Source organism: Escherichia sp. TW09308 (assembly GCF_000208565.1).
GTDB classification, from domain to species: Bacteria; Pseudomonadota; Gammaproteobacteria; order Enterobacterales; family Enterobacteriaceae; genus Escherichia; species Escherichia marmotae.
On the sequence record NZ_AEME01000001.1, the window covers coordinates 588,545 to 601,549 of the forward strand.

Below are 13,005 nucleotides of genomic sequence, written 5' to 3' on the forward strand. Positions count from 1 at the left end.
TATACCGCCAGGCGCCGGGCCGAAGAGGTTACTTAGTGCAGTTCGCGCACTGTTGATTGACGATCTGCTGGAAGAAGTCGTTGCCCTTGTCATCGACCAGGATAAACGCCGGGAAATCTTCCACTTCGATTTTCCAGATAGCTTCCATACCCAGCTCCGGATAGGCAACACATTCCAGATGCTTAATGCTCTGCTGTGCCAGCACTGCCGCCGGGCCGCCAATGCTGCCGAGGTAGAAGCCGCCGTGTTTATGACAAGCGTCGGTGACCTGCTGACTGCGGTTACCTTTCGCCAGCATGATCATGCTGCCGCCGTGGGATTGCAGCAGATCCACATAGGAGTCCATACGTCCTGCGGTAGTTGGGCCAAGTGAACCGGAAGGATAACCAGCAGGCGTTTTGGCCGGACCTGCGTAGTAGATCGGGTGATCTTTGATGTACTGCGGCAGTTCTTTACCGGCGTCGATCAGTTCTTTCAGCTTAGCGTGCGCAATATCGCGACCAACGATAATCGTGCCGGTGAGCGACAAACGGGTGGAAACCGGATACTGCGAAAGCTGGGCGAGGATCTCTTTCATCGGACGGTTAAGGTCGACTTTCACCGCTTCGCCTTCACCTGCCTGACGTAGCTCTTCCGGAATGTACTGGCCTGGGTTGTGCTCCAGTTTTTCTATCCAGATACCTTCGCGGTTGATTTTTGCTTTGATGTTACGGTCAGCGGAGCAGGAGACGCCCATACCTACCGGGCAGGATGCGCCGTGACGCGGCAGACGGATCACGCGGATGTCGTGGGCGAAGTATTTACCGCCAAACTGCGCGCCGAGGCCGAGCTTCTGGGCCTCTTCCAGTAGTTCCTGTTCAAGCTGGACATCGCGGAATGCCTGACCGTGTTCGTTCCCTTCCGTCGGCAGTTCATCGTAATAGTGAGCACTTGCTAACTTAACGGTTTTCAGGTTGGTTTCAGCGGAAGTTCCACCAATCACAAATGCGATATGGTACGGCGGGCAGGCTGCGGTGCCGAGGGTGCGCATTTTCTCAACGAGGAAGTTTTTCAGTTTGCCGGGGGTTAGCAGGGCTTTCGTTTCCTGGTAGAGATACGTTTTGTTGGCAGAGCCGCCACCTTTGGCAACGCAGAGGAATTTGTACTCGTCGCCATCTACCGCGTACAGGTCGATTTGCGCAGGCAGGTTAGTGCCGGTGTTAACCTCTTTGTACATATCCAGCGGCGCGTTCTGTGAATAGCGCAGGTTATCTTCGATATAGGTGTTATAGACACCTTTTGACAGGGCTTCTTCATCACCGCCGCCGGTCCATACGCGCTGACCTTTTTTACCGACAATGATCGCGGTGCCGGTATCCTGGCAGGTCGGCAGCACGCCTTTGGCAGCGATTTCAGAGTTTCTCAAGAATTGCAGCGCCACATACTTATCGTTTTCGCTGGCTTCTGGGTCGTGAAGAATAGACGCAACCTGTTTCTGGTGGGCCGGACGGAGCATGAAAGATGCGTCGTGGAAGGCTTGCTGCGCCAGCAGGGTCAGGGCTTCTGGTTCCACTTTCAGAATGGTTTCACCGTCAAATTCGGCAATGCTGACGTAATCGGAGGTGAGCAGATAATATTCGGTATTGTCTTTCCCCATCGGGAAAGGTGCCTGGTAGATAAATGGTTTGTTTGACATAGCTTCCAGCCTGTAACTCTGTATTTGTTATACGAAAATGGCGTGCCGCACAGCGACGGGCAGCACGCATAGTGCAATTACAAGAACCCGTACATCGCGGCGAAGATCCAGCCAAAGACGCAGGATACGCTCACGCCAATCAACCCTGGCAGAATGAAGCTGTGGTTGATGACGAAGCGACCGATGTGGGTGGTTCCGGAACGGTCAAACTGAATCGCTGCCAGGTCGCTAGGATAGGTCGGCAGGATGTAATAACCGTAGCAAGCCGGTGCTGAAGCCACGATGTATGCCGGGTCAACGCCGATCGCCAGTGCAACCGGAACAATGGCTGCCAGCGCTGCGGCCTGGGAGTTCACAAACTTGGAGACCAGCAACAGAACAATGGCATAAGCCCACGGATACTCTTTCACCATTTCGCCCAGTACGCCCTGAATTTCAGACATATGCGCACCGAACATGGTTTCCGCCATCCACGCGATACCGTACACCGCCACGATGGCGATCATACCGGAACGGAAGACTTCGTTTTTTGAGATAGACGCGGGATTGGTTTTGGTCAGGATAATAATCAGCGCCCCGGTCAGCAGCATAAACATCTGAATAACCAGTACCATTGATAGCGGTTTGCCACCAAAAGATGGACGCAGGTCTGAATCAGCACCGAGAAGCGCGACCACGGCGATTGCCCCGAGGAAGATCCACATTGCCAGCCAGTTGCTTTTCGGCAGTTTTTTATCCAGCAGCGTAGCGGTATCACCGTAAACATACTCACGGTTTTCCGGTACAGAGATGAATTTCTGGAATTCTTCGTCTTTATCCAGATCTTTACCGCGGAACCAACTGAAGATACCGATCGCCAGGATTCCTAACAAGGTAGATGGGATGGTGATAGCGAGCAGGTCAAGGAATTCAAGATGACGACCGTCAAAGGTGACGTTACCCAGCATTGCGACGAGTGATACTACCGCAACGGACACCGGACTGGCGATAATTCCCATTTGCGCGCCGATAGAACTCGCCGCCATCGGGCGTTCCGGGCGAATGTTGTTCTTAATGGCGACGTCATAGATGATCGGTAGAATGGTGTAGACCACGTGGCCAGTACCGCAAAGAATGGTCAGTATACAGGTGACAAACGGCGCGACAATGGAGACATATTTCGGGTTGCGGCGCAGCAGTTTTTCGGCAATTTGCAGCATGACGTCAAGGCCGCCAGAGGCTTGCAAGGTCGCAGATGCCGCCACCACCGCGATGATGACCAGCATTACATCAACGGGGGGTTTACCCGGCTGAAGGTGGAAGACGAAGACCAGAATGACCAGGCCGATACCGCCTAATAACCCCAGCGCGATACCGCCCTTTCTGGCACCATAAAACAGACATATCAGTATTATGATAAGTTGGATAGTAAATAACATGTGTGAACCCTCGCGATAATCCCATTTAAATTCTTGTCGAATAGATCACAGTCACGTTCTGTTTTGGATGAACTGTTTTCAGAGCCTGACTAAATATCCGTTTGGTCGTTACTGGCTTGAGTAAATACTTCACAGTAAATATTGGCTGATTAAAACAGCAGAAAATTTATGCACTGTGATAAGTGACTTTTTCAGAGAGAAATACTCTCTGGCGATGGGTTTATCGTTTATGTTTTGCAGATGTTAATGACTTGTTTGTTTGCTATCTTGTTGATATTTATCTGTCTGTTTTTGTTCTACAGGAAGATGTCATTAAGTTTATAGATTATTCTGATCTACCTATTTGTGGGTAAAAATACACATAATGCAGGTAACATAATAGTTAATTAACTTTTGTTAGCGTTTTGAAATTAAAAACTCTATTTATCCGAAAGGATATTAATTTGCTGGACTGAAGAAGGGAAATTATATTTGATCTGGCACAAGTTTTACTGATAGGGGATGTAACTTGTGCCAGTGCTGGTTTGCGTTACTACAATAATTGTTACTTCCAGATAACGAATAACGCTTTATTGACAATATTGCTTCAGTAATGAGTAATGCTCTGCCTGAATACGGTAACGATAAACCGGACGACCAGTGACACCATAATGGATGCTGGTAACTAAGATGTGGCAATTCACCAGCCAGATCAAATATTTACGGCACGAAACGCGTGAGATGTTAACCTCGTTGGCCAACTCGTCGGTTGAAAACTCATAGTCCTGATGAGCGTCAATCCACTGGCACAGCGTGCGTAAAGTCTGTGGCGTTAAGCCTTTCGGCAGACGACGCGTATCCTGTTCGTTGGATGAACTGCCATGAATTAGCTGGTCCAGTTCCGCCTGGTCGTAATACTGCTGCTTCTCCAGCGCCATTTTTTTTTGTCGCCAGCCGGTGAGTGCCTCTTCAAAACGTGATGCCTGGAAGGGTTTGATCAGGTAATCAACGACGCCGTAATGTAGTGAATCTTTAATAGTTGCGGCATCGGCAGCGGAAGAGATGACAATCACATCGCTTTTGCAGTGAGCGTTGTGCAGGGCGGGCAGTAAATCGAGTCCATTCTCTTTTTGCATATAGATATCGAGTAATATCAGGTCGATGGAGGTGTCGCTGTTGAAGATAATCTCTTTGGCTTTCTCAAGCGTAGAGGCGGTGCCGCAGCACTGAAAGCCCGGTATCTGTGCGACATAGCGGCGATTTAGTTCCGCTACCATTGCGTCGTCATCGATAATTAATACATTAATCATTTGCTCGACCTCTCCCCATCCCAGGGTAATTGGACAAAAAATTGTGTGAAAATTCCGGGTTCTGATTCCACGGCAATGCTGCCGCCGAGATTTTCAACCTGTTGTTTGACAAGTGCCAGACCGATGCCTCGTTCGCTTCCTTTTGTCGAGACACCTTTGTCAAAAATGTGATCGATTTTATCGGGGGGAATCCCCGGCCCATCATCGTTAATTTCACAGTGCAGCAAGCCGTGACGGTAGTGTAACGTGACGCTGATTTCGCCACCAGGTTGCGGCCCTAATGCCTCCAGCGCGTTTTCTATCAGGTTTCCCAGCGTGGTAATTAGCGTCGCGACCTGATCTTCACTACCACTGTCTGGCAACTGGCTTTCACTGTTTAAAATCAGCGTATGGCCTAAATCGGTCGCACGGTTAATCTTGCTGATTAAAAAACCAGCGATAACCGGAGATTTGATCTTACCCAGCAGAGAGCCAATCTCTTCCTGATAGTTGTTGGCTGTTTTGAGAATGTAATCTTCCAACTGCTTATAACTCTTCAGATGCAATAATCCGAGAATCACGTGCAATTTGTTCATAAATTCGTGGGATCGTTCACGAAGGGCATCGGCATAGTTGACCAGACCGTCCAACCGTTGCATCAGCTTACGAACTTCTGTTTTGTCTCTGAAGGTAGAGATGGCTCCGATGATAATGCCATTACTGCGCACCGGAACGGTGTTGATCAGTAAGAGTCTGTCTTTAACGGTCACCTCTTCATCTCGTCGCGGCGTGCCGTCGCGTAACACTTCCGAGACATCAACTACCTGCGACCATGCCTGACTAAGTGTCGATAACTTTTCGTCATCCTGCGATTTGTGGTAGTTGAGCAGTTCTTGCGCGGCATCATTAATTAGTGTGACTTCGCCACGAGCGTCCACGGCAACGACGCCTTCCTTGATCGATTGCAGCATTGCCTGGCGTTGCTCAAACAGAGTAGAGATTTCGTAGGGTTCCAGGCCGAACAGGATGCGCTTAAGTACTTTGACCAGTATCCAGGTGCCCAGACCGCCAACCAGCACACCGAATAAAATTGACCAGATAATGCTCCAGCGGCTGTCATTGATCTGCTGTGTTACACGGCTTAACTCCAGACCAATCGCCACCACGCCGATCTGTTTATGATTTTCGTCGTAGACAGGGGTAAATACGCGTAAGGCTTGCGCCAGAAAACCGTGATTAATAGCAACATTTTCCTCGCCGTTCAAAGCTTTAAGGATGTCATCACCTTTAAATGGCTGACCAATTCGCGGGGCTTCAGGGTGTGAGTAGCGAAGACTTTGCATATCGGTAATGACAATAAACAGCAGATCGTTCCGTTTGCGTACATCTTCAGCGATGGCCTGGATACCGCTCTCCTGCGGTGTTTTTTGTAAGCCCCGGCGGATTTCCGGCGAGTCAGCAAGGGTTCGCGCCACAGCCAGCGCCTTGTTGGCTAGTCCGTCACGCGTCATATCGCTGATCTGCGAGAAGTAAATCAGATGCACTACCAGCAACACCGAGAACAGCACTGCGCTGACCATTAAGATCACCGTGGTACTGAGTTTCATCGGACGTTTGCGTAACATGCGGCAGGGCAGTGAATGTCTCATCAGCTTCCTTGTATGACAAATTTCCTAAGCATTATCCCTGATGATGCGGGTAATTCAAAGGGAGTAAGGGGGATTGGCTATTTGGAGCAGAGGAGCTGGTCATTGAAACTGCCAGTGTCGTCTGGCGATTCGGGAGCTATGCTTATAGCGAAAACCATACTTTTGATGGGGGAAGGTCATGGATCAAGCTCTACTGGATGATGGTTATCGCTGCTATACCGGCGAAAAGATAGATGTCTGGTTCAACACCGCGATGTGTCAGCATTCCGGCAACTGCGTACGTGGCAACGGCAAGTTATTTAATCTCAAACGTAAGCCGTGGATTATGCCGGATGAAGTTGACGTCGCTACCGTAGTGAACGTTATTGATACGTGCCCAAGTGGCGCACTGAAATACCGTCATAAATAAGCGAGGGAAAAATGGAAATACGTGAGGGCCATAATAATTTTTATATTAATGATGCGCAGGGAAAGCAAATAGCAGAAATTGTCTTTGTGCCAACCGGAGAAAATTTAGCCATTATCGAACATACCGATGTTGATGAAAGTTTGAAAGGGCAGGGGATTGGTAAACAACTGGTGGCAAAAGTCGTGGAAAAAATGCGCCGGGAGAAACGAAAAATTATCCCGCTGTGTCCGTTTGCGAAACACGAATTTGATAAAACGCGTGAGTATGATGATATTCGTAACTGATGGGAGAGTGTGGAGTAATGATATTTTCATGTTCTGCGTAACGTCATTCAGGAGAGTATCTGAAGGGTAGGGGGATGCACAAATAATGGTCAGAGAGAGCGTTTTTTTGTCCCAAATCATCCCCTCTATTGAGCAAAAAAAAAAGAATATCTCCTATATGAGAATCATCAATCGGGGTTAATAAACTTTGCACCCCCAGGGCGTATAATATTGATAGGAGTCATTTTATGGAAGGTATAAACAGGTTCAAAACTTACGTTGTTTCTTTTGATTATCCATCATCTTATTACTCAGTTTTCTTAAGGTTAAGGTCGTTAATGTATGATATGGATTTCTCCTCTATAGTTGCTGATGAATATGGAATACCACGACAATTGAATGAGAATGCTTTCGCAATAACGACATCATTAGCCGCAAGTGAAATTGAAGATTTAATCAGGCTCAAATGCTTAGACTTACCAGATATTGATTTTGACCTCAACATTATGATAGTCGATGACTATTTCCGTCAGTTCTACAAATAGATGGGAAGGATAAGAAGATATTCAAAATGGCACTATTCTCTAAAATATTAATTTTTTATGTGATTGGTGTGAACATATCCTTTGTCATTATCTGGTTTCTCTCACATGAGAAAACACATATTCGTTTACTTAGTGCATTCCTGGTAGGAATAACCTGGCCAATGAGCCTGCCCGTGGCATTACTTTTTTCTCTCTTTTAGGAGCTGTAGTTGAGTGGACCCGCTGGTTATCTTGAAACGAAGCGTCTCTCCTCAAAGCTGGACTTGCGGAACGACGAACGAAGCAGTCACCAGGCTGCTTCGTTCATTAAAGTAAAACTTATTTCTGTGGGCGCATAGCCGGGAAGAGAATAACGTCGCGGATAGTATGACTGTTAGTAAACAGCATAATCATTCGGTCGATACCAATACCTAAACCAGCGGTTGGCGGCAGACCATATTCCAGCGCAGTAACGTAATCTTCATCGTAGAACATGGCTTCGTCGTCACCTGCAGCTTTAGCGTTAACCTGCTCCTGGAAACGTTCTGCCTGATCTTCTGCGTCGTTTAATTCGCTAAAACCATTACCGATTTCACGACCACCGATGAAGAATTCAAAACGGTCGGTGATTTCCGGGTTAACATCATTACGGCGCGCCAGCGGCGACACTTCCGCCGGATACTCAGTAATAAAGGTTGGCTGAATCAGATGTGCTTCTGCCACTTCATCAAAGATTTCGGTGACAATACGTCCCAGCCCCCAGCTTTTCTCTACCGTAATACCGATAGATTCGGCTAATGCTTTAGCGGCATCAAAATTATCCAGGTCTGCCATATCGGTTTCTGGACGATATTTTTTGATTGCTTCGCGCATGGTGAGTTTTTCAAACGGTTTGCCAAAATCAAACACATGCTCACCATAAGTGACTTTAGTTGTACCCAGTACCTCTTGTGCCAGGGTGCGGAACAGTGACTCCGTCAGTTCAATCAAATCGTGGTAATCCGCATACGCCATGTAGAGCTCCATCATCGTGAACTCAGGATTATGACGAACAGAAATACCTTCATTACGGAAGTTACGGTTGATTTCGAATACTCGTTCAAAACCACCTACAACCAGGCGTTTCAGATACAACTCTGGCGCAATACGCAGGTACATATCCAAATCAAGAGCATTGTGATGGGTAATAAATGGGCGAGCAGATGCCCCACCTGGAATTACCTGCATCATCGGGGTTTCTACTTCCATAAACCCACGAGCGACCATGAACTGGCGGATAGCGGCCAGAATTTTTGAACGAACAACAAAAGTTTGACGGGATTTATCGTTAGCGATCAGGTCCAGATAACGTTGACGATAACGGACTTCCTGGTCCTGTAAGCCATGAAATTTATCTGGCAAGGGACGCAGTGCCTTAGTCAGCAGGCGTAACTCAGTACAGTGAATGGAAAGCTCGCCAGTTTGTGTCTTAAACAGCGTACCGCGTGCGCCGATAATGTCACCCAAATCCCATTTTTTAAACTGGTCGTTATAAACACCTTCTGGCAGGCTATCTCGCGCAACGTACAGTTGAATACGGCCACCTACATCCTGCAACGTTACAAAGGAGGCTTTCCCCATGATGCGACGGGTCATCATTCGGCCAGCAACCGAGACTTCAATGTTTAAGGATTCCAGTTCCTGGTTATCCTTCGCATCAAATTCCTCGTGCAACTGGTCAGAGGTATGGTCGCGGCGAAAATCATTGGGAAACGCCACACCTTGCTGACGCAGTGCTGCCAGTTTTTCGCGACGATTTCTCAGTTCATCATTAAAATCAATAGCCTCATTGGCTCCCCGTGTTTCTTGTTCAGACATTTTGGTTCCTCTAAATCCAGCTTTCAATTTAGCGTAGATAAAGAGACAGATCGGTACACTGTATTATCTGCCTCGACTATTAATAACTCAGTTTATCTTATCGAAACCAACGCTCACCTCAAGTTGATATCACTAATAAATAATCATAAAAATAGTTTAAATATCTTATTAATCTTGATTTGCTAGTGTGATTAACTAAAAGTCAATTGATTCATAACCAATTGTTTTCACGGCAGTTAATCGTTGCTTTCCTGTATCATATTGGTCGGCGTGCTAAACAGAAATCGGGTAGCAAAGGCCAATACCACGATGATCGCGACACAAGCCAACGTCCACTCTCCCATCTGGGAAAAGAATCGCTGGTAAGCTGCAATTGCCATACCGCTAATTTGCGACTCTGTCGTCTGTTGTGCCACTACGCCTGCCAGCCAGTTGGCGACCGCGCCTGTTGCCAGCATATAAATACCGGTTAATACGCCAGACATTTTCAGGCGCGTGATTTGCGCAATCGCCACCGGATCAATAAAGAGTTCGGCAAAGCCCATTAGCGCCAACCCGGATATCATCACGCCCATTGACGCTTGACCGCCAGCCGCTGCATGTCGGGCATCAAATGCCAGCAACATAAAGCCACAAGCCATCAGCAGTAAGCCAAAGGCAAACTTCAGCCAGACGCGCAATGTTGAGTTGCCGCGGCTTTCTGGCGACGCCAGCCAGGCAAGTACAACCCCAGCGAGCATCACCGCAATTGCATTCACCGACTGGAATAGCGCAGTAGGTACTTCAATATTGAATGCCTGACGATTCACAAAGCGATCGATAAACAAGCTGATGGTACTGCCGCCCTGTTGTGCCAGTACCCAGAACAACGTCCCGACAAACATCAACAATACAATTTGCCAAAGAGCACGGCGGTGTTCGGGGAATTTGATCATCATGCGGGCAATGATTTGTGCAGCAATAAGGCAAACGATCGCCAGCAAATATCCGGACCAGTCGTTTTCCAGCAATAGGGTAAAAAATACCGGGGCTAAACAGAGCATCACCACCAACCAACTCCATACCGGCAAGGCAAACTTCACGCGAGTGAGCGCTTTTTTATCCATACCTCGCGTGGATTGGAAATGATGATGACCACTCAGGAATATCAACAAACCGATAAACATGCCACCGCCCGCAAGGGCAAAGCCAACATGCCAACCATACCACTGTGCAGCCAGGCCACAGGCGATGGGGGCGCGATAGAACCGATATTGCCCGCGGCATATAGCAGCGAAAAACCACCATCACGTCGATGATCGTCCGCGTCATAGAGCTCGCCAAGTAAACAGCTAATGTTTGATTTGAATAAACCGTAACCACAAATAATGATTGCCAGCGCCAGATACAGGCTAAAGGTTGAATTTGTATCAATGCCCAGTACCACATGGCCAAGGGTCATTAACAGCGCGCCGGCAATTACTGCAGTGCGGTTGCCGAGCAGGCGGTCGGCAAGCCAGCCGCCGAGAATAGGGGTAACATAAACCAGAGATGCATATGCGCTGAACAGGCTGATGGCATGGTTATCATCAAAACCAAGCTGATGGGTGAGATAGAGAATGAGTAAGGCACGCATGCCGTAAAAACTGAAGTACTCCCAGATCTGGATCGCCACGATATAGTATATCGCGCGCGGCTGTGAGGGTGTTTTCATGTGTTCTCCTTATGAGCAAAAAAGGGAAGTGGCAAGCCACTTCCCTTGTACGAGCTAATTATTTTTTGTTTTCTTCTTTCAATACCTTAACGGTATAGCGGCCATCAGCCTGACGGTATGCACCGTGAATGTCGGTTTCAAAGCCCGGATAGTGAGCGCCGATTTCACACAGCATCTGCAGGAACTCCAGAACCGGACGGCTTTCTTCGGTGATCATTTCACCCGGCATTACCAGAGGAACTCCCGGCGGATACGGAAGGATCATATTAGCGTTAATACGACCTACCATTTCGTCGAGGTAAACTTCTTCGGTCATACCGTGCAGCTCTTTCTGGAACGCAGCATACGGAGTCATTACCATCGTCGGCAGAACTTCAAATGCGCGATACATCAGATCCGGCAGATTGTGGTGAACAATCAGTTTGTGGATATTCTGCGCCAGTTCCTGAATACGCATGTTTTCATAGAATTCAGGATCTTCACGATACAGAGACGGCAGCATGTTTTTCACACGCAGGTTCAGGTCGAACGCACGTTTGAAGTCAGTCAGAGCACGCAGCAGGCTCAGTGCTTTGGTCTTATCGATACCGATGCTGAACAGGAACAGCAGGTTATACGGACCGGTCTTCTCAACAACGATTCCATGTTCGTCGAGGTATTTCGCCACGATGCTGGCCGGAATACCGAACTCGCTCATGGTGCCGTCTTTTTCCATCCCCGGAGTCAGCAGGGTGACTTTGATCGGGTCAAGATACATGTGTTCATTATCGATGTTTTTGAAGCCGTGCCAGGTGCTGTCAGAACGCAGCGGCCAGCATTCAGTGGTATCGATATGATCCGGCTGCCATACATCAAAGAACCAGCCATCAGATTCCGTTCTCAGGCGTTTGATCTCTTTACGGAACTTGATCGCACGTTCAATGGAACCGTTGATCAGACGCTTACCGGCATTACCTTTCATCATCGCCGCAGCGGTTTCAGTGGAGGCCACGATACCGTAGTGCGGAGAGGTGGTGGTGTGCATCATGTAGGCTTCGTTAAAGGTTTCTTCGTTTACATCACCTTTAACGTGGATCATGGAAGCCTGAGAGAATGCCGCCAGCAGTTTGTGAGTGGACTGGGTTTCATAAATCACTTTCCCTTCTACACGGCCACCGCTCATACCACATTTACCTTCGTAAATTGGAGAGAAGTTGGTGTAAGGCACCCATGCGGAGTCAAAGTGGATGGATTTTACATCCAGTGTTTTCTTGATGAAGTCGGTGTTGTACAGCAGACCATCATAGGTAGAGTTAGTAATTACGGCATGTACCGGCCAGGTTGCGTTTGGTGTTTCTTTAACGCGCTTAGCAATGGTAGCGTGCTGGAATTCACTCTGTGGGATACCACCAAGAATACCGTAAGCGTTACGGGTCGGGCGGAAATAGATTGGTGTAACATCGCTCATCATCATCAGATGGGTCAGCGATTTGTGGCAGTTACGGTCAATCAGAATGGTGCTGCCTGCCGGAGCCGAGTACATACCGACAATTTTGTTGGCCGTGGAAGTACCGTTAGTCACCATGTAGCTGCGGTCTGCGTTAAATACGCGGGCGATATACTGTTCTGCTTCTTTGTGTGGACCGCTGTGATCCAGCAGAGAACCCAGTTCAGATACTGAAATGGAAATATCAGATTTCATGGTGTTCGGACCAAAGAAATCATAGAACAGGCTACCTACCGGGCTTTTCTGGAATGCAGTACCGCCCATGTGACCAGGAGTACAGAAAGTATATTTACCTTCACGAACATATTTAAACAGTGCTTTGGTCAGCGGAGGCAGAATAGTGTTGATATATTCGTCAGTGGTCTGCTTGATCTTGTTAGCAATATCATCAGCAGCACCCAGCGCATATTCAAAGAAGCTAATCTGTAAACGCAGATCGTTCAGGCTTACATCGAGAGTGGAATACGTATTAGCGAACGCGTACAACGGCAGGTTCTCGTTCATTTTGCTAATTTCTTCGCACAGCTCGAGATTATATTTATCCCAGTCAAAAATAACACCGCACAGACGCGCATTGTTTTCGATCAATTTTAATAAGTCGTCACGGTCGTTCGGGTAAACAATCTGGAAGTTCAGACGTTCAAGCGCGCGATGAAGTTCACGGATGGGTTCTTCTTTAAAATAAACCCCCATGTGATTCAATATTGCAATAACGTTCATAGTCATATCTCCAGGTAAAGAAGGCCCCTCCCAACACATGGGA

10 protein-coding genes and 1 pseudogene are annotated in these 13,005 nt (G+C 47.9%); 4 read left to right on the forward strand and 7 right to left on the reverse strand.

Features of this window, described 5'->3' with window-relative positions; translation table 11 throughout:
* Nucleotides 1–28: 28 nt before the first annotated feature.
* The 4 genes from fumB to ESM_RS0103035 all read right to left on the reverse strand — a co-directional run bounded on the left by fumB (nt 29) and on the right by ESM_RS0103035 (nt 6,010).
* Nucleotides 29–1,675, reverse strand: coding sequence for a class I fumarate hydratase (fumB, locus tag ESM_RS0103020; protein ID WP_000066662.1), 1,647 nt, complete (start codon nt 1,673–1,675; stop codon nt 29–31).
* 77 nt (nt 1,676–1,752) lie between these two features.
* A complete protein-coding gene (gene dcuB / locus ESM_RS0103025) occupies nt 1,753–3,093 on the reverse strand; it encodes an anaerobic C4-dicarboxylate transporter DcuB (protein ID WP_000899515.1) in 1,341 nt (446 codons plus the stop codon).
* 569 nt (nt 3,094–3,662) lie between these two features.
* Nucleotides 3,663–4,382: a two-component system response regulator DcuR gene (dcuR, locus tag ESM_RS0103030; RefSeq protein WP_000611294.1), complete on the reverse strand. Its 720-nt coding sequence runs from the start codon at nt 4,380–4,382 to the stop codon at nt 3,663–3,665.
* On the reverse strand, nt 4,379–6,010 hold the full coding sequence (locus ESM_RS0103035; RefSeq protein WP_001216442.1) for a sensor histidine kinase: 1,632 nt from the start codon (nt 6,008–6,010) through the stop codon (nt 4,379–4,381). Before ESM_RS0103035 ends, dcuR begins: the two co-directional genes overlap by 4 nt.
* A 178-nt stretch (nt 6,011–6,188) precedes the next feature.
* On the opposite strand from ESM_RS0103035, the gene yjdI reads away from it, so the two are divergent.
* From yjdI to ghoT, 4 genes are all read left to right on the forward strand, one after another.
* Entirely contained in the window at nt 6,189–6,419 is a 231-nt protein-coding gene (gene yjdI, locus ESM_RS0103040) for a 4Fe-4S mono-cluster protein YjdI (protein ID WP_000371696.1), read from the forward strand.
* Between the two features lie 11 nt (nt 6,420–6,430).
* Nucleotides 6,431–6,703, forward strand: coding sequence for a GNAT family N-acetyltransferase (locus ESM_RS0103045; RefSeq protein WP_000405652.1), 273 nt, complete (start codon nt 6,431–6,433; stop codon nt 6,701–6,703).
* A 227-nt stretch (nt 6,704–6,930) separates the two neighbouring features.
* Nucleotides 6,931–7,227 carry a type V toxin-antitoxin system endoribonuclease antitoxin GhoS gene (gene ghoS / locus ESM_RS0103050; protein WP_001517605.1) on the forward strand — a complete coding sequence of 99 codons (297 nt, stop codon included), beginning with the start codon at nt 6,931–6,933 and terminating at the stop codon, nt 7,225–7,227.
* Nucleotides 7,228–7,253: 26 nt separating this feature from the next.
* A complete protein-coding gene (gene ghoT, locus ESM_RS01000000123920) occupies nt 7,254–7,427 on the forward strand; it encodes a type V toxin-antitoxin system toxin GhoT (protein WP_001173345.1) in 174 nt (57 codons plus the stop codon).
* A 118-nt stretch (nt 7,428–7,545) separates the two neighbouring features.
* On the opposite strand, the gene lysS is transcribed toward ghoT, so the two are convergent.
* From lysS to cadA, 3 genes and pseudogenes are all read right to left on the reverse strand, one after another.
* A complete protein-coding gene (gene lysS, locus ESM_RS0103060; RefSeq protein WP_001295074.1) occupies nt 7,546–9,063 on the reverse strand; it encodes a lysine--tRNA ligase in 1,518 nt (505 codons plus the stop codon).
* Nucleotides 9,064–9,494: 431 nt separating this feature from the next.
* Nucleotides 9,495–10,756: pseudogene (gene dtpC / locus ESM_RS01000000123925) on the reverse strand (dipeptide/tripeptide permease DtpC); the annotation flags it as partial.
* 58 nt (nt 10,757–10,814) lie between these two features.
* Entirely contained in the window at nt 10,815–12,962 is a 2,148-nt protein-coding gene (gene cadA / locus ESM_RS0103070; protein ID WP_001517607.1) for a lysine decarboxylase CadA, read from the reverse strand.
* Between the last annotated feature and the right edge of the window lie 43 nt (nt 12,963–13,005).